At 66.2% G+C, this 22,655-nt stretch carries 19 protein-coding genes; 6 read left to right on the forward strand and 13 right to left on the reverse strand.

What is annotated here, in order from left to right; genetic code table 11:
- Positions 1 to 207: 207 nt before the first annotated feature.
- From ACM9NP_RS20855 to ACM9NP_RS20865, 3 genes are read right to left on the reverse strand one after another with little or no spacing between them, the layout of a single operon-like run.
- Entirely contained in the window at positions 208 to 1,062 is an 855-nt protein-coding gene (locus ACM9NP_RS20855; protein WP_415648448.1) for a sugar ABC transporter permease, read from the reverse strand.
- Positions 1,059 to 2,603, reverse strand: a complete 1,545-nt coding sequence (locus ACM9NP_RS20860; protein WP_415648449.1) for an ABC transporter permease subunit — start codon at positions 2,601 to 2,603, stop codon at positions 1,059 to 1,061. The genes ACM9NP_RS20855 and ACM9NP_RS20860 overlap by 4 nt, the downstream gene beginning before the upstream one ends.
- A 5-nt stretch (positions 2,604 to 2,608) precedes the next feature.
- On the reverse strand, positions 2,609 to 3,850 hold the full coding sequence (locus ACM9NP_RS20865) for a sugar ABC transporter substrate-binding protein (protein WP_415648450.1): 1,242 nt from the start codon (positions 3,848 to 3,850) through the stop codon (positions 2,609 to 2,611).
- 152 nt (positions 3,851 to 4,002) lie between these two features.
- Here ACM9NP_RS20865 and ACM9NP_RS20870 point away from each other — a divergent pair, with 152 nt between their 5' ends.
- The 4 genes from ACM9NP_RS20870 (at position 4,003) to ACM9NP_RS20885 (ending at position 8,505) form a co-directional block, all read left to right on the forward strand.
- A complete protein-coding gene (locus tag ACM9NP_RS20870; protein ID WP_415648472.1) occupies positions 4,003 to 5,025 on the forward strand; it encodes a LacI family DNA-binding transcriptional regulator in 1,023 nt (340 codons plus the stop codon).
- 41 nt (positions 5,026 to 5,066) lie between these two features.
- Positions 5,067 to 6,596 (forward strand): glycoside hydrolase family 13 protein, encoded by a 1,530-nt coding sequence (locus ACM9NP_RS20875; RefSeq protein WP_415648451.1) that lies wholly within the window; start codon positions 5,067 to 5,069, stop codon positions 6,594 to 6,596.
- Between the two features lie 141 nt (positions 6,597 to 6,737).
- Entirely contained in the window at positions 6,738 to 7,688 is a 951-nt protein-coding gene (gene mdh, locus ACM9NP_RS20880) for a malate dehydrogenase (protein WP_415648452.1), read from the forward strand.
- Positions 7,689 to 8,037: 349 nt separating this feature from the next.
- Positions 8,038 to 8,505, forward strand: coding sequence for a YfbM family protein (locus tag ACM9NP_RS20885; protein ID WP_415648453.1), 468 nt, complete (start codon positions 8,038 to 8,040; stop codon positions 8,503 to 8,505).
- 306 nt (positions 8,506 to 8,811) lie between these two features.
- On the opposite strand, the gene ACM9NP_RS20890 is transcribed toward ACM9NP_RS20885, so the two are convergent.
- Positions 8,812 to 10,224 (reverse strand): YibE/F family protein, encoded by a 1,413-nt coding sequence (locus tag ACM9NP_RS20890; RefSeq protein ID WP_415648454.1) that lies wholly within the window; start codon positions 10,222 to 10,224, stop codon positions 8,812 to 8,814.
- 434 nt (positions 10,225 to 10,658) lie between these two features.
- Here ACM9NP_RS20890 and ACM9NP_RS20895 point away from each other — a divergent pair, with 434 nt between their 5' ends.
- Positions 10,659 to 11,039 (forward strand): hypothetical protein, encoded by a 381-nt coding sequence (locus ACM9NP_RS20895; RefSeq protein WP_415648455.1) that lies wholly within the window; start codon positions 10,659 to 10,661, stop codon positions 11,037 to 11,039.
- A 195-nt stretch (positions 11,040 to 11,234) separates the two neighbouring features.
- On the opposite strand, the gene ACM9NP_RS20900 is transcribed toward ACM9NP_RS20895, so the two are convergent.
- The 8 genes from ACM9NP_RS20900 to ACM9NP_RS20935 all read right to left on the reverse strand — a co-directional run bounded on the left by ACM9NP_RS20900 (position 11,235) and on the right by ACM9NP_RS20935 (position 19,701).
- Entirely contained in the window at positions 11,235 to 13,022 is a 1,788-nt protein-coding gene (locus tag ACM9NP_RS20900; protein ID WP_415648456.1) for an ABC transporter substrate-binding protein, read from the reverse strand.
- Between the two features lie 184 nt (positions 13,023 to 13,206).
- A complete protein-coding gene (locus ACM9NP_RS20905) occupies positions 13,207 to 14,229 on the reverse strand; it encodes an ABC transporter ATP-binding protein (protein WP_415648457.1) in 1,023 nt (340 codons plus the stop codon).
- Positions 14,222 to 15,271, reverse strand: a complete 1,050-nt coding sequence (locus tag ACM9NP_RS20910; protein WP_415648458.1) for an ABC transporter ATP-binding protein — start codon at positions 15,269 to 15,271, stop codon at positions 14,222 to 14,224. Before ACM9NP_RS20910 ends, ACM9NP_RS20905 begins: the two co-directional genes overlap by 8 nt.
- A gap of 3 nt (positions 15,272 to 15,274) precedes the next feature.
- Positions 15,275 to 16,141: an ABC transporter permease gene (locus ACM9NP_RS20915; protein WP_415648459.1), complete on the reverse strand. Its 867-nt coding sequence runs from the start codon at positions 16,139 to 16,141 to the stop codon at positions 15,275 to 15,277.
- A complete protein-coding gene (locus ACM9NP_RS20920) occupies positions 16,138 to 17,241 on the reverse strand; it encodes an ABC transporter permease (protein WP_415648460.1) in 1,104 nt (367 codons plus the stop codon). Before ACM9NP_RS20920 ends, ACM9NP_RS20915 begins: the two co-directional genes overlap by 4 nt.
- 487 nt (positions 17,242 to 17,728) lie before the next feature.
- A complete protein-coding gene (locus tag ACM9NP_RS20925) occupies positions 17,729 to 18,373 on the reverse strand; it encodes a hypothetical protein (protein ID WP_415648461.1) in 645 nt (214 codons plus the stop codon).
- A 48-nt stretch (positions 18,374 to 18,421) separates the two neighbouring features.
- On the reverse strand, positions 18,422 to 18,943 hold the full coding sequence (locus ACM9NP_RS20930) for a hypothetical protein (protein WP_415648462.1): 522 nt from the start codon (positions 18,941 to 18,943) through the stop codon (positions 18,422 to 18,424).
- A 215-nt stretch (positions 18,944 to 19,158) separates the two neighbouring features.
- Entirely contained in the window at positions 19,159 to 19,701 is a 543-nt protein-coding gene (locus tag ACM9NP_RS20935) for a hypothetical protein (protein WP_415648463.1), read from the reverse strand.
- A gap of 331 nt (positions 19,702 to 20,032) precedes the next feature.
- Between ACM9NP_RS20935 and ACM9NP_RS20940 the strand changes: the two genes are divergently transcribed.
- Positions 20,033 to 20,770: an SIR2 family NAD-dependent protein deacylase gene (locus tag ACM9NP_RS20940; RefSeq protein WP_415648464.1), complete on the forward strand. Its 738-nt coding sequence runs from the start codon at positions 20,033 to 20,035 to the stop codon at positions 20,768 to 20,770.
- A gap of 182 nt (positions 20,771 to 20,952) precedes the next feature.
- Here the strand turns inward: ACM9NP_RS20940 and ACM9NP_RS20945 are convergent, their stop codons facing one another.
- Complete coding sequence (locus ACM9NP_RS20945) at positions 20,953 to 22,509, reverse strand: ricin-type beta-trefoil lectin domain protein (RefSeq protein WP_415648465.1); 1,557 nt, start codon at positions 22,507 to 22,509, stop codon at positions 20,953 to 20,955.
- Between the last annotated feature and the right edge of the window lie 146 nt (positions 22,510 to 22,655).

Below are 22,655 nucleotides of genomic sequence, written 5' to 3' on the forward strand. Positions count from 1 at the left end.
AGCGGGACGTTTAACCAACCAAGCGGGATCTGGTTGGNGGGCGGTCCGCTCGCGGGAGGGAGTGGGAGGGGATCGCCGAGGCTTGGACACCAGTCGGCGATAGAAGTCCGACCGGGGCCGAGATCCCGTTGGGACGTAGTCGTGGGGACGAAATCGGGAGACGAAGTCGTGGGCCGGAAACGTGGGATGGCTCGGGTGCGAACCGGGTCAACCCTTGACGGCGCCGCCGGTCAGGCCGTGGACGATGTAGCGCTGGAGCAGTAGGAACGTGCCGACGGTCGGGATCGCCGTCAGCAGCGTCCCGACACAGAACATGCCGTACTGCGCCTCGCGGGTGTTCGCGGCGACCATTCCCGCCAGCCCCACCGCGAGTGTCTTCTCCGACGAGTCGGTCAGGAACACGCTCGCCATGATGAACTCGTTGACCATGCCGATGACCGTCAACAGCGAGGTGATCGCGATGATCGGCGTGACCAGCGGAAGGATGATGCGGAAGTAGATCTGCGCGTGCGTCGCTCCGTCCATGACGGCCGATTCGTCGAGTTCCTTCGGGACGGTGTCGAAGAAGCCCTTCATCAGCCACGTGTTGACGCCGAGCGCGCCGCCGAGGTAGACGAGGATCAGGCCGCCCGGGGTGTTGAAGCCGACCGCCGGCCAGTAGTCGCTGACCTCGGTGAAGATCAGGAAGATCGCCACGATCGCGAGGAACTGCGGGAACATCTGGATCAACAGCAGCGACAGCAGCGACACCCGTCGCCCCGCGAAACGGAAGCGCGAGAACGCGTACGCCGCGAGCGAGGACAGCAGGATCGAGACGAACCCGGCGATACCGGCGATCATCAGCGTATTGCGGTACCACAGGCCGAAGTCGGTGTCGGAGAACAGCTTCGCGAAGTTGTCCAGCGAGAAGCCGTTCGTCGGGAACAGCGACGTCGAACTGAGAGTCCCCAGTGGATTGAAGGCGCTGGAGACGATGAAGACGATCGGAATGAGCGAGAAGGCGATCGCGAGGAGCGCGACGAGGTGCCGCCAGCCGCGATCGCGGAGCCAATGCGTGGTCACCGGTAGATCTCCTCCTGCTTGCGGGTGCGGGCGAAGCTGATGCCGGAAATGACGGCGACGATCGTGAAGATGAACAGGCTGACCGCCGACGCGTAGCCGTAGTCGGCGCCGGTTCCGTTGAACGCCAATCGGAAGGTGTACGAGATGAGCAGATCCGTCGCGCCCGCTTGTGATCCCTCGTCGAATGGATGCCCGGCCGTCGTCAAGGCGATCGCGTTGTAGTTGTTGAAGTTGAACGCGAACGACGAGATGAGCAGCGGGGTCAGCGCGACCAGCACCAGCGGCAGGGTGATCGCGCGGAAGGCGGTGAAGCCGCTCGCGCCGTCGAGGCTCGCCGCTTCGAGGGTGTCCTTCGGCAGGGCCTGGAGCGCACCCGTGCAGATGAGGAACATGTACGGGTAGCCGAGCCAGGTGTTGACGAGCAGGACGGCCGCCCGCGCCGTCCAGGTGTGCCCGAACCAGTCGACGTCGGCGCCGAAGAGCTGGTTGATGAGCCCGTAGTCGGGGTTGAACATGTCTCGCCAGATGAGCAGCATCGCGAACGACGGCATCGCGTACGGCAGGATCATCAGGATCCGGTAGGTGGTCTTTCCCCGGATCCGATCGTGGTTCATCGCCATGGCGCACAACAGACCCAGCGCGAAGGTCAGCAGCACCGAACCACCGGCGAACATGAGGTTCCAACCGAAGATCGACAGGAACGGGCCGCGCACGTCGGGGTCGGCGACGATGCGGACGAAGTTGTCGAGCCCGACGTTGACCTTCCAGCCCTGACGCAGGTAGGTGCCGTCCTCGGCGACGAAGTAGCCGCGGTCGTCGTCGGCGGTCCAGACCTGGCCGGTCTCGACGTCGGTGACGCAGTCGCATTCGGCGTCGTAGCGGCGCAGGGTCTGACCCTCGAAGGCGGACAGGCCCTTCGAGCGGATGCCCCCGTCGCCGGTGGGCACGGACAGGTCGGTGATCGCGTCGCTGTGTTCCTGGAGCTCGGCCGTCGTGAGTGGACGGTATCCGTCGGCGGCGACGATCTTTCCGGCCGGGTTCGCGGTGACGTCGCCCGCGTCGAGGTCCGTCAGACCGTCGACGTCGCCCGCGTAGTGGCGACCGGTCTCGGTGTCGGTGAGGAGGAACGTCAGCTCGTCGGTGCCCTCGGCCCACGCCGGAGTGAGGATGTACTGCGGGGAACCGGGCACCTCCTTGACGGCGGACGCCTGCACCGCGACGATCGCCTCCTCTTTGGAGATGCGGTGACCGTCGCCGTAGTTCGTGACGGAGGTGCTGATCGTGTAGACGACCGGCATCAGCTGGAACGCGATCAACAGCAGCGTTCCGGGGATGAGGTACTTCGCGGCGATCCGGCGCGGCGAGAGGTAGATGTAGAGGATGAGCCCCGTGACGACCGTGACGATCGCCAACGGGACCCATGCCTCAAGCCGCACCAGCGGCAGAGCCGCCCAGACGGCCAGACCGCACGTGAGGCTCAGCACGAGGATCTTGATCAGCTGGCCGGCGACTCCGGCCGTCGGGGGGCTCTGCCGCTGCACGTCGACTACCCGCCGATCGCCTTCTGGATGGCTTCGGCCGCGTCGGTGACGGCCTTCTCGACGTCCTTACCGGAGATCGCGGCGGCGTGCGCGCGGCCGAAGGGCTCCCACACGGCCTGCATCTCGGGGATCGCGGGGAGGATGTAGCCGCCTTCACCGGCGGCGAGGAACTTCGCCATGTCCGGGTCGGAGGCGTCGGCGGCCTCGGCGGCCTCGATGTTGGCCGGCGGACGCGGGTCCGACTCGTACAGCTTCGACGCGAGGTCGGCGCTGGTCACGAAGTTCGCGACGAACTCCTGCGCGAAGACCTTGTTCTTGCCCTTGCTGGCCACGAAGAAGGTCTGGGTGCCGACGAACGGCGTCGCCTTGTCGCCGCCCTCGAAGGACGGGATCGGGGTGATGTCGTAGGTGAGGCCCGCGTCGCGGATCGCGCCGAGCGCCCACGGTCCGGCCACGAGGAACGCGGTCTTGCCGTCGGCGAACATCGGGATGGCGTGTTCGCCGCCCATCGACGTCTTCATCGCGCCCTCTTCACCGAGCCACGCGAGTTTCTCGAACGCGTCGACGGCCTCGGGCTTGGCCAGGCCGAGGTCGGCCGGGTCGTAGTTGCCTTCGGCGTCTTGACCGAACAGGTAGCCACCGGCGGAGGCGTAGAACGGGTACGCGTTGTACGGGTTGCCGTCTTTGCCGACCTCGATGGAGAGGACGTCGTCGACCTTGCCGTCTTCTTTCAGCGCCTTGCCGGTCTCGACCATCTCCTCGATCGTCGCGGGGGCGTCGGGGGCGAGTTCGGTGTTGCGGATCAGCGCCAGGTTCTCCATGGCGTAGGGCGTGCCGTAGATCTGGCCGTCGAAGGTGACGGCGCGCAGCGCGTCCGGGTTGATCGCGGCCTGCTGCTCCTCCGTCAACGGGACCGGGTCGATCGTCCCGTTCTGGACGAGGTTGCCGATCCAGTCGTGCGCCTGCACCAGGATGTCGGGGCCTTCGCCCTGCTCGGAGGCGCTGACGAACTGGTCCTGGAGGTTGTCGGCGATGCCTTCGACCTTGATCTTGATGCCGTTGGCCTTCGCGAACTCGTCGACGACCGGCTGCAGGGACACGGCGCGTTCCTCGTCGGTCCAGATGACGAGCTCACCGTCGAAGTCGATCGCGTCGGTCTTGTCGGCCTCCGGATCGCCGCCGCCACAAGCGGACAGCGCGAGCGCGAGGACCGCGCCCACCGCGATGCCCGCGGACTTGATGCGCATGGTTGTTCTCCTTGAGGAGTAATGCCGAACCGGGTGAGCAGCGCCACGATTCCGGCGAGGGGGGTAGGAGTAGGGGGACTTGAGGACTCGCAGATTAGCAAGATGTTTCGAGCATTGGAAGACCTTGCAACGATATTGTTTCCTCTTTGCAGATACGTTACAGTCAGCCCATGCGTCCGAGACTGTCCGACATCGCCCGCCAAGCCGGGGTCAGCGAAGCCACGGTGTCTCGTGTGCTCAACGACCGCCCCGGGGTGGGGGCCGAGACGAAACAAGCCGTGCTGACGGCGCTCGACGTGCTCGGATACGAACGACCGGCGACATTGCGCAAACACTCGGCGGGGCTCGTCGGACTCGTCGTACCGGAACTCGAGAATCCGATCTTCCCACTGTTTGCGCAGGTCATCGCTACCGAACTGGCCTCGTCAGGCTACACACCGGTACTGTGCACGCAAAGCCCCGGCGGCGTCACCGAGGACGAGTACGTCGAGATGCTGCGCGAGCGGCACGTCTCCGGGATCGTCTTCGTGTCGGGCCTACACGCCGACACCAGCGCCGACCACGAGCGGTATCACAAACTCGCGGCGTCCGGACTGCCGCTGGCCTTCCTCACCGGCTACATCGACGGCCTCGCCGCGCCGTGTTTCTCCTGCGACGACACCGTCGCCGCGACCATGGCCGTCGAACACCTCGCCTCGCTCGGCCACACCAGGATCGGCCTGATCTCCGGCCCCGAACGGTTCATTCCCGTGCAGCGCAAGCTCGACGGCTACCGCGCCGCGATGGCGTCCATCGGCGAACCGCTCGTCGAACTCACCATGTTCAGTGTGGAGGGTGGCGCGGCGGCGGCCGGGCGCCTCTTCGAACGCGGCGCGACCGCCGTCCTGTGCGGTTCGGACCTGATGGCGCTCGGCGCGATCCGAGCCGCCGAGACGCGCGGGCTGTCCGTGCCGCGCGACGTCTCCATCGTCGGTTACGACGACTCACCGCTCATCGCGTACACGAATCCTCCACTGACGACACTGCGACAGCCCGTGCGCGCCATGACGACCGCCGCCGTGCGTGCGCTGCTGGACGAGATCGCCGGACAACCGGCACCCACATCGGAGTACCTGTTCCGCCCCGAACTGGTGGTGCGAGCCTCCACCGGCGCCCTGCGGGAACGCACCGCCTGACCGCGCCGACCAACACGAACCCCACCCGATAGGAGAACCCCATGCGGCAATGGTGGCGAGACGCCGTCATCTACCAGGTGTACCCGCGCAGCTTCGCCGACGGCAACGGCGACGGCATGGGTGATCTGCCGGGCATCACGAGCAGGGTCGACTACCTCGCCGACCTCGGCATCGACGCGATCTGGCTGTCCCCGTTCTACCGGTCCCCGATGAACGACGGCGGATACGACGTTGCCGACTTCCGCGACGTCGACCCGATCTTCGGCCACCTCGACGACTTCGACACGCTGCTCACCACCGCCCACGCGGCCGGGCTCAAGGTCGTCGTCGACATCGTGCCGAACCATTCCAGCAGCGACCACGAATGGTTCGTCGCAGCCCTCGCCGCGGCCCCCGGCTCGCCCGAGCGCGAGCTGTACCACTTCAAGGACGGCGTCGACGGCGGTCCGCCCAACGACTGGCAGTCCGTCTTCGGCGGCGCCGCGTGGACACAGGTCCCCGACGGACAGTGGTACCTGCACCTGTTCGACTCGACGCAGCCCGACTTCAACTGGGAACACCCGCGCGTCCGCGCCGAGTTCGAGGACATCCTGCGGTTCTGGTTGGACCGGGGCGTCGACGGCTTCCGCGTCGACGTCGCCCACGGAATGATCAAGGAACCCGGCCTCCCGAGCGTCGGAGAGGAGGGCGGCGTCGAGATGCTCGGCACCACCCGCGTCCCCTACTTCGACGTCGACGGCGTGCACGAGATCTACCGAAGCTGGCACACCATCCTCGCCGCGTACCCCGGAGACCGGATGGCCGTCGCGGAGGCGTGGGTCGACTCGCCGTCCCGGCGCGTCATGTACGTCCGGGAGGACGAACTCCAGCAGGCGTTCAACTTCGACCTCCTCCTCGCCGAGTTCACCGCCGCGTCCTACCGCAAGGTCATCGACGCCGAACTCGCGACGGTCGCCGAAGTCGGCTCCCCGCCGACCTGGGTTCTGTCCAATCACGACAGGCACCGGCACGTCACCCGGTACGGCGACGGCGCGCTCGGACTCACCCGCGCCCGCGCCGCCGCCCTCGTCATGCTCGCGCTCCCCGGTTCCGCGTACGTCTACCAGGGCGAGGAACTCGGGCTTCCCGAAGTCCTCGACCTGCCGGAAGAGCTCCTGCAGGACCCGACCTGGGAGCGCAGCGGTCACACCGACCGCGGCCGTGACGGCTGCCGCGTCCCCATTCCGTGGAACACCGCCGGACCGTCGTTCGGTTTCGGCGACGCGCCCGGCTGGCTGCCGCAGCCCGCCGACTGGGGCGCTAAGTCCGTCGCGGCTCAGACCGGCGTCAACGGATCCACACTGGAGCTGTACCGGGCGGCGCTGCGACTGCGCCGCACCCACCGTCCCGGCGATCTGACCTGGCACGAGGGCTTCGGAGACAACGCGCTCGCCTACACGAACGGCGCCCTCACCTGCGTCGTCAACTTCGGAGACGAACCCGTCGCGCTGGTCGGCGACGTCCTGCTCGCCAGCGGCCCGCTCGACGAGGGGCGGCTCCCCGCCAACACCGCCGCGTGGCTCGCGGCCTGAACCATCACCCACCGCCGGGCGCCCACGTGGTGCCCGGCGGTGCTCGCGCAGGTGGGAATCACGTCTCGGTGACCCCCCGGTAGCCACCCTGAGCAGCCGACATACTGTGCTTGCAAAAGCACTCTCTACGCAGGAGTTTTCATGGGTAAGAAGGTCACCGTCGTCGGCGCCGGTTTCTATGGGGCCACCACGGCCATGCGGCTCGCCGAGTACGACGTGTTCGACACAGTCGTCCTCACCGACATCCTCGACGGCAAGCCCGAAGGTCTCGCGCTGGACATGAACCAGTCGCGCTCCATCGAGGGTTTCGAGACGAAGGTGATCGGCCAGACCACCACCGTCGACGGTGACGGCTACGACGCCATCGCCGACTCCGACATCGTGGTGATCACGGCCGGTCTGCCCCGGAAGCCCGGCATGAGCCGGATGGACCTGCTCGAGGTCAACGCGAAGATCGTGCGCGGCGTCGCCGAGAACGTCGCGAAGTTCGCGCCGAACGCGGTCATCATCGTCGTGTCGAACCCGCTCGACGAGATGACGGCGCTGACGCAGATCGCGTCGCAGTTCCCGAAGAACCGCGTCCTCGGTCAGGCGGGCATGCTCGACACCGCCCGGTTCACCAACTTCGTCGCCGAAGAGCTCGGCGTCCCGCAGAAGTCCGTGACGACGCTGACGCTCGGATCGCACGGCGACACGATGGTCCCCGTCCCGTCGCAGTGCACTGTGGATGGAAAGCCGTTGTCGGACGTCCTGGCCGCCGACAAGATCGAAGAGCTCGTCGTCCGCACCCGCAACGGTGGCGCCGAGGTCGTCGCGCTGCTCAAGACCGGTTCGGCCTACTACGCGCCGTCCGCCGCCGCCGCCCGCATGGCGAAGGCGATCGCCGAAGACTCCGGTGACGTCATGCCCGTGTGCGCGTGGGTCGACGGCGAGTACGGCATCGAGGGCGTCTACCTGGGCGTCAACGCCGAACTCGGAGCCGGAGGCGTCCGCAAGGTCGTCGAAACGCCGCTCACCGACTCGGAGCTCGCCGGCCTCAAGGAGGCCGCCGAGGCCGTCCGCGCCAAGCAGGCCGACGTCGCCGACATGTAAGGCGATCAAGCAAGCACCGATGGCCGCGCCCACGTTCCGGGCGCGGCCATCGTTCTCTCCGGCGCCGCAGCCTCGCTTCGTCTCGCGCTGACCTCGGTATCGGACACCCGACTTCGGCATCGCGATCTCTCTTCGCCCATTTTGAATCAAAGCGTGGGCGAAGCGGCTTCGACCTCGCTACAGTCCTATTAGAACCGCTACTATTGATCTCGACGGAAGTCGTTGTCCCCGTTGATGTTCGGACGATCCGGCCGACGACCTTACACTCGGTCCCGCAGTCTTGCGGCCGTGTGTCACACTCGCGCAGTTCTCGGAATCGATCACGGATAGGCGTCCCATGGGCAGCGACATGTCATTCACCCGCGTCTCACCTGACGAGCTGGCGAAGGCGTTCGTCGAACCCGAGTGGGCCGAGGACTTCCTCGACGAACTCATCGCTGCGAGCCTCTGGACCAAGGGCCCGTACGGTTACCTCGGCAAGTCGTGGGCGGGCATCCAGTACCTCCTCGACGCGGCCAGAGTCGACGTCGAGTTCTTCATGGACGGAGACCCCGTCGGCGAGAAGGGCTACCTGCACGGATGGCCCCCGAAGCTCGTCGCCGAGACGGCTCGGAAACTGAGCGAAGCCTCGTTCGAGCGGTTGGCACTCCACCACGACGCCGAGCGGATGGACGCCGAGGACGTCTACCCGGGTGGGTGGTCTGCCAGTTCCGACGGTGGGCTCGAAGATCTGAGAAAGAGCTACGAGGGGCTGGTCGTGTTCTTCGTCGACGCGACGGCACGCGGTTTCGGGGCGGTCATGTCCTTCAGCAACTAACGACACCTAGCCACCTACCCCCGACCCCGACCTCCGCTTGGTTGGGCAAAAGTTCCGCTTGGTTGGGCAAATTGCGAAAACGCGCCTAATTCGAACATTTGCCCAACCAAGCGAGACGTTTAACCAACCAAGCGGAGAGTTTGACCAACCAAGACATAGTGGATGGAGGGGGCGGCACACCGCGCGAACGCCGCGAGCAGCGGCGAACGTTGGCGACGTGGACCGGCTGCGAGTGGGCCGCCGCCGGTCTGGCGAAAACCTTCGCCCGGTACTCCCCCGGTCCGGCGGCCCTCGTGTTCCCTCGAGTTAACGGCCCTCGTCGTACATTCCCAACCAGTCGTTGCGGTCGGGACGGGGGCGCTCGCCCGGCGTCTGTTGAGGATGGTCCGTAGCCCAATCGGAATCCGCCGAACGCCTAGAGTCTGGAGTGGACTCTTCTGCGGGGTCGGACGGAAGCGCTGCCGTCGTGTCGTCCGGGTCCGGATCGACCGGTTCGACGGGCAGGACGACGCCGCCCGTGCCGTGCTCCGGGTCGTGCGGTCCGGCCGCCATCGGCGCGAAGCGCCGCACCGTCACCGCCGCGAGGGCGGTCGTGATCGGGACGGCCGCGATCAGGCCGATCGTGCCGACGACGCTGCGGACGATCTCCTCCGCGATGATCTGGTTGGTCAGGATCTGCCCGATCGGCCGGTCGACGGCGGCGATCAGGATCAGCAACGGAAGGGACGCCCCCGCGTAGGCGAGGATGATCGTGTTGACGACCGACGCGATGTGCGACCGTCCTACTCGGATGGACGATGTGTACAACTGTCGGGGCGTGTAGCGGGGGTTCGCGCGGGCGAGTTCGGTGACGGTCGCCGCCTGGGTGACGGACACGTCGTCGAGGACACCGAGCGATCCGATGAGGATGCCCGCCAACAGCAGGCCCTGCATGTTGACACCGAGATTCATCGACAGATAGGTGGTGTCCTCGTCCGCGATGCCCGTCAGGTGCGCCAGGTTGACGGCGAGCGCCGAGAGAACGCCAGTGAGAACGAGACTGGCGAGGACGCCGAGGACCGCGATCGTCGTGGAGGTGCTGAATCCGTGCGTCAGGTATAGGACCGCGAGCATGATCGCCGCGGAGCCGACTATCGCGACCAGGAGCGGCTGCCGCCCGTCGAGGATCGCGGGAACGATGAACAGCAGCAGGATCGCGAAGGTCACCGCGAGTCCGATCAGCGCGGTGACGCCACGCAGGCGCCCGAAGGCGATGACGGCGGCCGCGAAGGCGACGAACAGTACCCACAGTTGAGTCGACCGGTCGTGGTCGACGATGTGGTAGGAGTATTCGCCGGCCATCGAATCCGGCAGATGCATGAGGACGACCGCGTCCCCGGTGTCGACGACGGGCGCGCCGGAGCCGGTCGGCAGGCTCGTCGTGACGGTGGCGCCGTCGTCGAGTTCCACTTCGGCGATGCCGCACCGGTCTGGCGCGGGCGATCCGGGCGGCGGCTCGTAGCCGTCGGGCAGTTCCGGGCAGGGTTGTTCCTCGATCGCGACGATAGTGCCCGTGACCTCGACGGCGGTGGACGGCTGCCCCTCAACGGTGGTGTCGCCGGGCCACAGGACGACGAGGCCGATGATCGCCGCGACGGCGCACGGGATCAGCACCCACAGCGCGAATCTCAGCGCGGTCGGCGTCATCTTCTCGTCGTGGTCGTCGTGCCTTCCGCCCATCGCTCGCCCTCCTGCGGCCGCCCATCAGATCCATGATGGACATCTTGGACCCCGAACCGCGGGGATCGCCGTCGAGTCTGTCATGTCACCCCGACCGGCCCGAGGATCGACGCCGGGCTTCTGCCTCCGCGCCGTCCTCGCTGGGCGACGTGCGATGAGGGCTTCGTTCCCGACGTCGGGTCCATCCGTGAACCATCGCAGCGCGCGGTCTGCTCACATAACGCCGACCGCTCTGTTGACCACGGTCTAGGCTGAGGCTTCCCAGGTCAGGGGCGTCGACCTGATGAGCCGGAGGTCACGGGTTCACATCCCGCTCTCGCTACCAGGAAACCCTTGATCTTGGATGCACCCAGGGCGGGACTTCCTGTCATGGCGGGACAGGACCGAACGGAACGCAAGATCGGATCATCGGCCGGAACACGCGGAGGAATGCCATGTCGAACAACGTCTCAGCCGATCTCATCCGTGCGCTGATCGAGAACATGGGTGGTGCCGCCGACGACTGGTCGTCGTTGGCGATGATCCTCGAATTCGACGAAGGCAGGTTCTACAGCGCACACGGGTACGCCTACTCACCCGGTGGCACCATCTCGGCCGTGGCCTCGGACGCGTGGTCCGTCAAGTCGGCGGTGGACGCGCATACCGCGAGCTACTTCAGCCCAGGCGAGGCACTGCCGGTGAAGATCCTCGTGCAGTTCGACCGCACCTTGGGCAAGTACAAGGTGACTTTCGAGGACGTCGACATGGCGCGATGGAAGGTGACCCCGCGAAATTTCAAGGAGCTCCGCGAGGAGCTGCGCCCGACGTTCGACTGAGGGCGTTCACCGGGCACCGGTGAGGATGCGGTGAGCAAGGGCGTCGTTGAGCACCGGCGATGGGAATCCACGAGCTCCTCGTCTTCGCAGACTGCCGGGGCACCGCCTCGCGGCCGTGCGGTTGTCCCTACTCCGACACGGCGAGACGCCGACGCGCGTCATGTGCGTCGGCGTCCCGTTCGTCGGGATCGGTCGTCAGGAGACGTCCAACTCGCCAGCGAGCAGCGAGATGATCACCGGGTTGTCCTGGTACACGTCGTTGCCCTGGTTGGCGCCCTTGTTGGTGAACTCCTTGACGCGGGGACCCTCGATCGCGGGCGAGAGACGCTTGTAGCCCCAGACGGGGATGCGCGGCAGCTTCTCGTTGAAGACGATCGCCATCTTCTTGACGGCCTCGATGCGGGCGGTCTCGTCCGGGTCGGTCTTCGCGGTGGCGACGAGTTCGTCCAGATCGACCTCCTCGCCGAGGATCTCGCTCTCCATCTTGAGGTCGAGGTTCATGCCCGGCGTGTCCTTGGTGCGACCGTTGTCGGTCTGGTACGCCATGAGGAACGCGCCCCAGTAGTCCGGGTTGAAGGGGTTGCCCCACTGGCGGACGGCGACCTCGAACTCACCTGAACTCCAGATGCCCCAGGGGTTGTCGCCGGGGACGTTCTTGGCGGTGCAGGTGATGCCGATCGCCGACCATGCCTCTTGGACCTGGGTGGCGGTCAGCTCGAAGTCGTTCCAGCCGGTGACGCCGATGATCTCGTACGAGGCGGTGGAGCCGTCGGGGAGCTTCCAGACGTCGTCCTCCTTCTTCCAGCCGGCCTCGGTGAGCAGTTCCTCGGCCTTCTTCGGGTCGTAGCTGTGCAGTTCGAACTTCGCGAGCTCGGTCTCGGTGAAGACCTCCTCGGCGTGCACGTCCGGCAGGCCGCAGTCGTACTGGGAGACGTAGTACGCCTCGCCGCGCGCGATCTTGCCGACCTGGTCGTTGTCGATCGCGTAGGCGAGGGCCTTGCGAACGCGGGGGTCCTTCAGTTCGGGTTTGCCCGTGAAGTTGAAGATGAGACCGCCGCCGTCGAAGCCCGGGGTCTCGAGGAGCTTCAGGCCTTCGACGGCCTTGAAGGTCTCCAGCTCGGTCGCGGTGAACGCGTTGGTCGAGTAGTCGACCTTGCGCTCGACCAGCATCTGCGCGATGTCCTTGTTGGCGCCCTTGTAGACGGTGACCTTGTCGAACTTGACGGCGTCGGCCGCGAAGCCGCCCTTGTTCGGCACCATCGTGATCTGGGTGTCGGAGCTGGCTTTGAAGTCGATCTTGAACGGACCGGAGGCGATGATGTCGTCGGGCCGGAACTCGATGAGCCGGTTGTTGAAGTCGAGCTGCTTCTCGTCGCCGTTGACGACGCCCTCGGAGAGCAGCTGGATGGCCTCCTCGCCGAACTCGCCGAAGGTCGCCTTGCTCCACACTCGACGCTTCAGGATGGGCCGCTCGAAGCCGGGGTAGGCACCGTCGACGGTGAGGTGCACCGTGTGCTCGTCGATCGCCTCGATGCCCTTGACGGCGGGCCAGGCGTCACCCCACGCGGGCGTCGCCAGGACCATCATCGCGTAGGTCTGGTGGAAGTCGGCCGAGGTCAGGTCCGAGCCATCGCTCCACTTCAGACCCTTGCGGATGTTGACGACGAAGGTGTCGCCGTCCCACGAGGACTGCTCGATCAGGTTGTACTGCCACTTCTTGGCGGCCCAGTCGTAGTGCGCGCCGGGGGTGAGGAACAGGTCGGCGTAGATCGACGACATCAGGATGGCCGCGCCGTCCTGGGTCACGTTGTAGTGGTGCGTGTCCACGTCGAACTCGTAGGCGCCGGTGAATTCGCCGGTTCCGGAGCCTTCGGCGTCGCCGCCACCACAAGCGGCGAGAGTGCCGACTCCGGCGGCGCCAACCGCGCCGATGCCCATCAGCTGGAGCAGCCGACGCCGGGAGATGTCGAACTGAGAGGTCACTGCCTCTTCCTTTCTAGAAAAATGACAACGGAGGAGAGCGACCCCAGCAACAGGCCCAGGCACAGAGTCAGCACGCTGACGACATATTCGGCCGTTCCGGGGGTCAGGGACATTACGAGCGCGAACGCCGACGCGAGGGTCATGAGGACCGCCACGTACAGACCCGTTCGGGCGAGGACGCCGGTCATGCCGCAGTAGGCGCCGGTGCGGGCGCGACGTCGGGGTTGAGCACGTGGCAGGCGAGGCGTCGCCGACCATCGAGTGGGATGAGTGCCGGGGGCGTGCCGTCACAGGTGTCCGCCTCGTACACCGGGCAACGCGGATGAAACGTGCACCCGGCCGGGAGTGCCGTCAGGCTCGGGATCTCCGAGCTGCGCAAAGGCATGACCTTCTTGCTGCGCGCGAGTTCGGGGTCGGGTTCGCAGACCGCCGAGATGAGCGCCTTGGTGTACGGGTGCCGCGGATCATTGATGACCTGCGGCGTCGGGCCCTGCTCGACGACCTTGCCGAGGTACATGACGGCGATCTCGCCGTCCCAGGCGAAGTACTTCGCCACGGCCAGGTCGTGGGTGATGAACATGAACCCGACGCCCGTGTCGTCGCGGAGCCTGCCGAGGGTGTTGAGCAGACTCACCCGGATCGAAACGTCCAGCATGGACGTCGATTCGTCGGCGATCAGCAGTCGCGGCTTCATCGCCAACGCCCGCGCGATGGCGACCCGCTGCCGTTGGCCACCCGACAACTGATGCGGGTATTTGTCGAGATAGGACTCTGCCGGGGTCAGGTCGACCCTTTCCAGCAGTTCGGCGGCGGCCTTGCGGGCCTCCCTCCGGTTCGCGACGAGCTTGTGTCGCAACAGTCCCGCCGAGACGGTGGAAGCGATGGTGCGCACCGGATTCAACGACGCGTACGGGTCCTGATGGATGTACTGGACGGCTTCACGGAACTTCTGCCTACCAAGATCGCTCAAGGTGTCGATGTCCGCGCCTTCGAAGCGGATCGTCCCGCCGGTGACGGAGGTGAGGCCCGCCGCGGCACGCGCCGTCGTCGTCTTCCCGCAACCCGACTCGCCGACGAGGCACAGCACCTTGCCCGGATTGACGGTCAAGTTGACGCCGGAGATGGCCGGGACGTCACCGCGTTTGGTGGCGAAGACCTGGTGGACGTCGTCCAGCTCCAGCAGCGGGGCGGGTGTCGACTCAGACATTGCCGGCCACCACCTTTCGGGAGTATGTGACCTGGTCGGCGTGCAGGCACGCGACCGTGTGACTCATGCCGTTCGGGCGGGCCGTGAGATCCGTCAACGGGACGAGGCCATCGCGGCACTCGTCCGTCGCGTACTCGCAGCGCGGATTGAACGCGCAACCGCTCGGCAGCGTCGCGAGGCTGGGTGGCGACCCGGGGATCGACGCTAGCTCCGGCAGATCCCCGATGACGGGCGGAACCGCGTTGATGAGCCCGGCCGTGTACGGATGCTTCGGCCGGTAGAAGATGTCGGCGGCGGTGCCGGACTCGATGATCCGTCCGGCGTACATCGTGGACACCCGGTCGGCGAGTTCGGCGGCGAGGCCGAGATCGTGGGTAATGAAGATCATCGCGAAACCGAGGTCGGCCCGCAGCTGATGCAACTGCTCCACGATGGATCGCTGGGTCAGGATGTCGAGGGCCGTCGTCGGCTCGTCCAAGACGAGGACCTGCGGATTCAACGCCAGCGCCAACGCGATCATGACGCGCTGTTTCATTCCGCCCGACAGCTCGTGCGGGAAGCTCGGCAGCACCCGGCCGGGCTCCAACCGAACCATGCGCAGCAGGTCCGAGGCGCGCTCCTCGATCTCGGCGGAGGTGTACGGCGCGCCGTCGGGCGCGTGCGCCTTCAACGTGTCGGAGAAGTGCCGACCGATTCGCAGGACCGGGTTGAACGCGTTCATCGCGCCCTGGAAGACCATCGCGGCCTCGCTCCACCGGAACCGGCGCAGGTCCTCTTTGTTCAGGGAGAGGATGTCGACGTTCTCGCCGTTCTTCTGGCGGTACACGATCTCGCCGGTCGGGGTCTCGCCGAGCCGGGGCAGCAGACGCAGCAGGCCGAGCCCGAGCGTCGTCTTTCCGCAGCCGGACTCGCCGACGAGCGCCATCGACTGTCCGGGATACAGATCGAAGTTGATGTCGGAGGCGGCGGTGACGTGGCTGCGTTTGCCCGTCCGGTAGGTGATCGACAGGTCCTTGACGGACAGCACCGGTGGTTCGGTCATGGCCTACCTTTCCCGCAGTCGTGGATTGAGGGCCTGCTCCAGAGAGCGGGTCATCGTGACGAGGCCGACCTGGAAGAGCATGATCATCACCATGGGCGCCAACAGGAACGGCAACGCGCGCGGCAGCAGGTAGGCGCTGTTGTTCCACGCCTGCTGGATCATGAGGCCCCAGTTCTCGGCCGTCGACGGCAACAGGCCGAGCAGGTACATGCCGACGATCGCGTAGATCGCGTTCGTGACGGCGATGATGAAGTTGATGAAGATGTACCCGGCCATGTTCGGCAGGATGTCGACGAAGATGATCCGCGGCGTGCCGAGGTTCTGAAGCTTCGCGGCCTCCACGAACTCGCGTTCCTTCAACGTCAGCACCTGGGCGCGGATCGAGCGCATCAGGAACGGCCAGGTGACCAGCCCGATGATGAGCGCGACGACCCACGGCGACGCCGCGCGGTAGAACGAGGCGACGATCAGCATGAGGATGATGAACGGGATCGTCATGGTGATGTCGGTCAGCTGCAACAGGAAGTTGTCGAGCCGTCCCCGCAGGTAGCCGCCGAGCGACCCGAAGACCACGGCGATGACGACGGTGATGACGGCCGCCAGCGTGCCGACCCAGATCGGTTCGGCGCCGCCGAGGACGAGCTTCGTGAAGACGTCCTTGCCCTCGTGGTTCGTGCCGAGCCAGTGCTCGGTCGACATCGGCAACCAGATGCTGTCGGGATCGGTCTTCAGGTCGTTGTCGACGAACAGCGGTCCGACGAACGCGAACAGCAGGATCGCCAGGACGAGGCACATGCCGACGAAACCGGACGGGCTGCGAGTCAGACCCCGCCAGATCAAGGACCAGGTGTTTCCGTTGTCGGGGTTCACGCCGCCTCCACGTCGCTGTTGCGGATGCGCGGGTCGAGTAGGCCGTAGATCAGGTCGGAGACCAGGTTGGCGGCCACGACGCAGGCGGTCAGGATGAGAAGCAGTCCCTGAAGGACGGGGTAGTCGCGGTTGTTGACCGATTCGAGGAGCAAGCCGCCGACGCCCTTGTACGCCAGGACCTGCTCGACGAAGATCGCCCCGCCGACGAGCGTCCCGAGCGCGATCGCGATCTGGGACACGAGCGGCAGGACGGCGTTTCGTCCGACGTACGAGACGCTGATGTCCCGATCGCGCAGGCCCCGTGCCCTGGCGACCATCACGTAGTCGTCCGACAGGACCTCCGTCGTGGACGCCTTCATCACGAGCATCCAGCTGCCGACGACCGACAGCACGTAGGTCAGGATCGGCAGGATCGCGTGGAAGAGGATGTCGCCGAGGAACTCCGGGGTGAACCCGGGTTCGACGCCGGGCGAGACGGTGCCGCGGACTTCCAGGAAGCTGAACAGGCCGAGGTAGGTGCTGCCGCCGATGACGAGGGCCATCGCGATGAGGTAGTTCGGGATCGCCCCGAAGATCGAGGCGGCGACGCTGAGCACGTGGTCGACGGAGGTGTTGCGGCGGTATGCCATCACCATGCCGAGCGTCAGCCCGAGCAGGATCGCGACGCTGACGCCGATGCCGACGCTGGACAGCGTCCAGGGCAGGTATCGCATGATGACGTCGAACACCGCGTCACCGGGGTAGAGGACGCTGGTCCCCATGTCCCCCATCGCGAGACCCGACATGTACTCCCACCACTGCTGCCAGATGGGCGCGCCGCTGTCGTACGCGAGGGAACTCTGGGCGATCGCGTAGGCCTGCTCCCAGGTCATGCCCCCTTGGCTGAGCCGACCCGCCATGACCTCCACCGGATCGCCGGGCATCGCCCGCGCGAGGAAGAAGGTCACGTTGGCGACGACGAAGACGACCCCGATCGCGTTGATCGTGCGACGAACGCCGTAGTTGCGCCAGATCCGAGCCGGGATCGAACGTCGTCTCTGGGGTGCCTTCGGAGAGTCTGTCCCCACCGCTGATGGTGGTGATTCGGTGTCGACCGCCACGGGGTGCTCCTTGGGGCAATCTTATTGGTAAGTCTCTTAACAAGTAAGACCGTACTCGACGTGCACTGTGTCACGCCAGTGTCGCTATTAAATCGTTATGTTTACTGACCATTTGCCGGACGGACACATCGACCGCCCGGATAACAGCAGGTCACGGGCATATTCACCTCCCGGAGGCGACAACTCGAACTCGGAACGTGATCGCGTGGCGGTGACGTCACCACACCAAAACACCCTTGCTTCCACCCCCGGCCGCAAGGTATGCCGGGACGCGGACACCTTCCGGGTACCGACATCGCGGCCCGGACGGACAACTCCCGGGTCAAGCCGGAAGGTCTCACCGCAACCGCCGAAGTCCGTCACCGGCATACGCTCCTGCGCTCGATGAGACTCGTCCCACCACGGGCAAGGGCTCGGGAAGGTGCGCCGCCGAACACCTGATCGCCGTGGCGCGCAACGGAACGGCCCATGCGACGAGGTCACGCGGTCAGACGGGACTCCACGTCGCCATCGCGGCACCGATGAGGACCGCCAACACGCCCGTCACGACGAGAGCCACCGTCGCGATCAACACGACGCGCATGACGACCGGCCGAGCCACGACGACGTCCGTGTTCGCCGCGGCATGAGCGGTCATGCCGCGATCCTCGTCGCGGCGTCCGGCTGCCGACGAGGCAGCGGCGAGTCGGTTCAGCTCGCCCGCGATCGCGAACTGTCGGGCGCCACGTTCGCTCCGGTCTGCGCACCCGGCATCCCTCACCATGGGCGGTCTCCGCATCGCGAACGGGGCGAAGACCCTCCCGTCCACGGTCTCGACGATCAGGTCACCACTATTGGACACATAGGATTCTCGTAGGCTCCCGTGGCCGATCCGGACCGTCGTCACGATGTCGCGGATGACGAAGACGCCCGGAGTGAACCGGACACTCGGGCGCAACTGCACCAACCACAGGAGCACCGGAGGCCCGGACGCGACGACCGAGAACAGCGCCAGACCGACCGGCATCACCGGTTCGGTCGCCCTGAACCCGATCGACACGAAGCCACAGCACACCAGGATCATCCACCCGCCGACGAAGACACCGACGGCCCCCGACCCCTCCCGCCGCAACGGCTGATCACCGATGTACACGCGCGTCACCAGTCCCGGACGAATCGATAAATCCACTATGGTCAACCATCACCACGCCAGGTCCTTCGTTTGAGGGTCGCGCCGCAGCCGCCGCAGTTCCCCAGAAATCTCGCCCCGTTCGACAACACCGGTCTTGTCAACGAAAGCAGCGAGAACGTCGAGATCAGCCGCCGACATGAGCCCACCCCAACCGGCCAACGGCACGGACACCCGGAACTCGTCCGCATGGACGTTCAGGCATGGGTAGACCACCGCGTATCGCCACATTGGACGTCGCATCGCCGGCGGATACGACCGCATCCATCGAAGTGACAGGCCGCGCACATCGGACGCCCGCAAACGCACAGTGCGGTGAGGTCGGCGTACGAAGAGCAGGTCTGTCGACAGGGCGACGCGGCTTCGCCAGACTCCGGCCACGGCGATCACTCCGACCGCCACGAGCGACAGCCCGACGAACGGAGACATGACAATCACGTGCCCTCCGGCCAGCGCGAAGAGGCCCGGATAGAAGCTCGCCATGGCGCGAAACCACACGGGATAGTTGATCGACGAGAGTCGAAGATCATCCATGTGTGAAACGGATTCCGTTGACGAAACGAACGATCGAACTCGACGCTCGCTCCAAGCGACGAACGATCTCATGGCGGCGACAACCTTTGAATGCTCGGTAACACGGGGCACGTCCGCCGCCGACGCGAACACCCCCAGGCTAACGAACGGCCCCTTGGATGATCATCACCTGAACAGTCGGTTCCATCCCGGTGCAATCGAGCGGACGAAGCGGCTCACATTCTCGCCGCGATCGCGGCGACGAGTATCAGCGCCAGGAACAGGATGACCATGACGCGGATCCGCGCACGTCGCCGATACCCGGCCAGTTCTCCGTTGCGACGTCGCACCTGGACGACGCCCGGTTCATTCCGATAGGCCGGAGCGACGAGCCACCGTGGCCTGTTGTGGTAGACAACGCCGTACCACCACAGTGGTGACACAACCGCGAGCAGGAACACCGAACCGATGGTCCACGCTTTCACCCACCACGGCGAGTACTTCAGCTCGTAGCCGGTCGCCTCTCCCCACACGGCAGAGAGGAAGGCGAGCAGGAAGGCGAACGCCGACAACACGATGGTCGGCAGTGCTCGGTGGCTGGCGTCGTAAACGTCCTGAGGCAAGGGAGACGCCCGAGACCACCCGAAACCGCGAAGTTCCCGCCCCGCCGGTTCCCCACGCCAGTATGCGGGCAGGAGGAAGAGCCAGTAACCGGCGGCGAAGCCCACCAGCGCCGCGACGGCTCCGGCCCCGACCGCCCCCAGATCGAACCGGATCACGAGATCCTCCACAATTGACTTACACCGTGACCCAACGCCGGACGCGCTGGGCCACAGCCGCTCGATGAGCTAGGGCATAACCCCCTGAGAGAGCAGCGACAGGGGTCCGAATGTAAACGGTGTTCTCGGGTGTCGTCAAGGTGATGGCGACTATGCGCCATCAACAATGGACGATTTCGGCCGGACAGGACGATGACGCCGTCGCCTGACTTCGGAGAGGCGTCGGGGACGTATCGTCGAGGGAGGGAGTTCGCCGACGGGCTTGGGCGCGAAGAGAGCGTCGAGAGCGGCGTCGAGCAAGGACGACGGGCTCAGGACAGGGAGAAGGACGATGGGCGAGGTCTCGATCACGGAGTTGGCTCCATTGAGCACGTTCTCGCGGGTCGTGGTGTTCACGGGCGCGGGAATCTCGACCGCCAGTGGACTCCCGACCTATCGGGGCGACGGCGGCACCTGGACGGACGACGAGGCCAGGCGAGCCTCCGAGGCGTCCACCATCGACACCGACCTCGGTGCCGTGTGGCGGCTGTGGGGAGGACTCGCGCACCGGGCCGCGGCCGCCGGACCGAACGCGGCGCACACCGCGCTCGCGAACGCCGAGACGTCACTCAAGTCCCGGCACGGGGCGCTCACCGTCGTCACACAGAATGTGGACGGTCTGCACCAACGCGCCGGTCAGCGCGACGTGATCGAGTTGCACGGCAGCGCGCACGAGCAGCGCTGTCTCGAATGCGGTACGGGGGCGACGTTCTCGGGGACGGGCGAGACGGTGCCGTTGTGCGGTGAATGCGGAGCGCAGACCCGCCCCGGGATCGTCCTTTTCGGAGAATCACTGGACGTCGCGGCGCTGGAACGGGCTTGGGAAGAGGCGTCCCGCTGCGAACTGTTGTTGGCGGTGGGGACGTCGTGCGCGGTCTCGCCCGCGTCGAACATCGTCGGCGTCGCGCGGGAGGCCGGGGCGATGTGCGTGTCGCTGACGCGCGATCCGCTGCCGCTGAACCCCGGCTTCCACGCCACCGTGACTGGCCGGGCCGAACTGGAACTTCCCCGCTGGGTCGCCGAGCGCTAGTCGCGGCTCGGGCCGACCGCGGGCGGCGCACTCCGACGCCGATTCCGCGAACCGCAGGGCCGCAAGCGAAGGCCCGCCACCTCGCATGGGATGAGACGAGGCGACGGGCCCAGGGTGTGGTCATACCTCTTTACTAGAGGCCGTCCCGTCATCGATTACTTCGCCGAGGACGGGACCGCTCTCTAGAGGTCCGAGGGGATCCAGTCGTCGTGGCCGTAGCCGACCGGGTCGGCGTAGTCGCGGCTCGACATCGACAGGGACGTGCCCGCCGTGCCGCACACCGCGACGCGCGCCGCGCCGGTGTGCTCCGCCGACATCGACAGGCACAGGTCCGGGTTCATCGCGAGACGGATCAGGGAACCGTCGAGGATGAAGTCCTGGTTGGTGCCGCCGTGGCAGTCGTGGACGGTGACGTCCGCGCCCTCGGTGCCGCTCGTCGCGTCGACGCAACGGTCGTGCGACAGTTCGACGTGGAGGGTCTGCTGGTCGGCCGAGTACCAGAAGCCCTGGTTACGGCCGCCGTGGCAGTCGTAGCTCATCAGCTTCGTACCGTTGCGCGAGCTGTAGCCCTCCGCGTCGAGGCAGTAGCCCGTCTCGTCGCCCTTGATGTCCTTGAACTCGAGGAGACCCTCGTACAGCACCGTGCTTCCGGTGCTCGCCGGGTCCACACAGGTCGCCGCCTGCCAGTCGGTGTTGACCAGGCTGGTCACGCATGCCGCGAAGGCGCCGTGTCCACGGAAGTTGGGGTGGAACGACTGCCGGAACGCGTGCTCCGATGGAAGGACGGGGATCTCGATGTAGAGCCCTCGCGCCCACGTGTTGTCCTCGCAGACACCGTGGCCGTCGAACAGGCGGCTCGCGTCGAGGTAACGCGCGTCGGAGGCGAGCACGGCGTCCCGGATCGCGTTGTTGAACAGCGGGACGGCCTTGTTCCGGGCGAACGCGAGGTCCTCCTTGTAGATCAGGCAGCCGCCGCCGATCCAACCCGGGAAGTCCGGGTTGTCCTTGACGTCGGGGTTGATGGGGGTCGGGTACCCCATGACGACCAGTTCGTAGTCGCTGTTGACGTACCCGGCGTCGGTCATCGTCTGGCGGACGCCGTCGATCGCGTTGCCGACGCCTTGGCCCGCCACCTGGACGCGGGCCGCCCAGGTGTCGGTCTCGTCCTCCCAGCAGGGACCCTTGAACAGGATCCGGTTCTTGACGCAGTCGCTCATGGTCGGACCGAATTCGATGCCGCCCTTGTCGTTGGCGCCAATGACGATCCAGATCAACTTCAGTTTCGTGTTGCGGGCCTTGATCGCCAGGTTGTCGCCCTGGTTCAGCTCGTCCCACTGGGTTTCGCCGGTCTCCCGGATCAGGTTCTGGCTGACCCCGCCGGAGCAGGCGATGTTGTACTGCACGTCCGACTCGATACCGGTGCGGAAGATCGCCTGGTCATACGAGCGGTCGCACCAGTTGCCGTCCTGGTGGGTCTCCGGTAGGTAGTTGCCCACGCCTTCGCCGGAAATCTGGCTGTCGCCCATCGTCATGATCGACGTGGAGCGCTCCGCCATCGGGCGGATCTCGGGGCTGCCGTAAAGCTCCGTCGCCTCAGCGGCGCGGATCGCCTCCAGATGCTCGGGCAATGGAACGACCTCGGAGGCGGATACCGGGGCCGCCGCGGTGAGCGTTACGGACACAACGGCGACCGCGAGGGCGGAAAGCCCTGCGGCAAGCCGTTTTCGGGTTGCGGTCACTACATCTCCTTATGTCGAGATATCGACAATGATGATTACCGGAGATTACCGATACCCGACGGTAATGTGAAGACCTTTCAGGTCACGATTAGCTAGCGACGACACGACGACGGGCGCCCTCCACTACCCACAGTGGAAAGCGCCCG

It is taken from the genome of Stackebrandtia soli (assembly GCF_965137155.1).
GTDB classification, from domain to species: Bacteria; Actinomycetota; Actinomycetes; order Mycobacteriales; family Micromonosporaceae; genus Stackebrandtia; species Stackebrandtia soli.

What these genes read in the sequence shown, in the direction of transcription:
- ACM9NP_RS20865 (WP_415648450.1), bottom strand. Translation starts at nt 3,850, where the DNA reads ATGCGCATCAAGTCCGCGGGCATCGCGGTGGGCGCGGTCCTCGCGCTC.
- ACM9NP_RS20910 (WP_415648458.1), bottom strand. Translation starts at nt 15,271, where the DNA reads ATGACCGAACCACCGGTGCTGTCCGTCAAGGACCTGTCGATCACCTAC.
- ACM9NP_RS20940 (WP_415648464.1), top strand. Translation starts at nt 20,033, where the DNA reads ATGGGCGAGGTCTCGATCACGGAGTTGGCTCCATTGAGCACGTTCTCG.
- ACM9NP_RS20885 (WP_415648453.1), top strand. Translation starts at nt 8,038, where the DNA reads ATGTCATTCACCCGCGTCTCACCTGACGAGCTGGCGAAGGCGTTCGTC.
- ACM9NP_RS20930 (WP_415648462.1), bottom strand. Translation starts at nt 18,943, where the DNA reads ATGGATGATCTTCGACTCTCGTCGATCAACTATCCCGTGTGGTTTCGC.
- ACM9NP_RS20890 (WP_415648454.1), bottom strand. Translation starts at nt 10,224, where the DNA reads ATGGGCGGAAGGCACGACGACCACGACGAGAAGATGACGCCGACCGCG.
- ACM9NP_RS20895 (WP_415648455.1), top strand. Translation starts at nt 10,659, where the DNA reads ATGTCGAACAACGTCTCAGCCGATCTCATCCGTGCGCTGATCGAGAAC.
- mdh (WP_415648452.1), top strand. Translation starts at nt 6,738, where the DNA reads ATGGGTAAGAAGGTCACCGTCGTCGGCGCCGGTTTCTATGGGGCCACC.
- ACM9NP_RS20875 (WP_415648451.1), top strand. Translation starts at nt 5,067, where the DNA reads ATGCGGCAATGGTGGCGAGACGCCGTCATCTACCAGGTGTACCCGCGC.
- ACM9NP_RS20905 (WP_415648457.1), bottom strand. Translation starts at nt 14,229, where the DNA reads ATGTCTGAGTCGACACCCGCCCCGCTGCTGGAGCTGGACGACGTCCAC.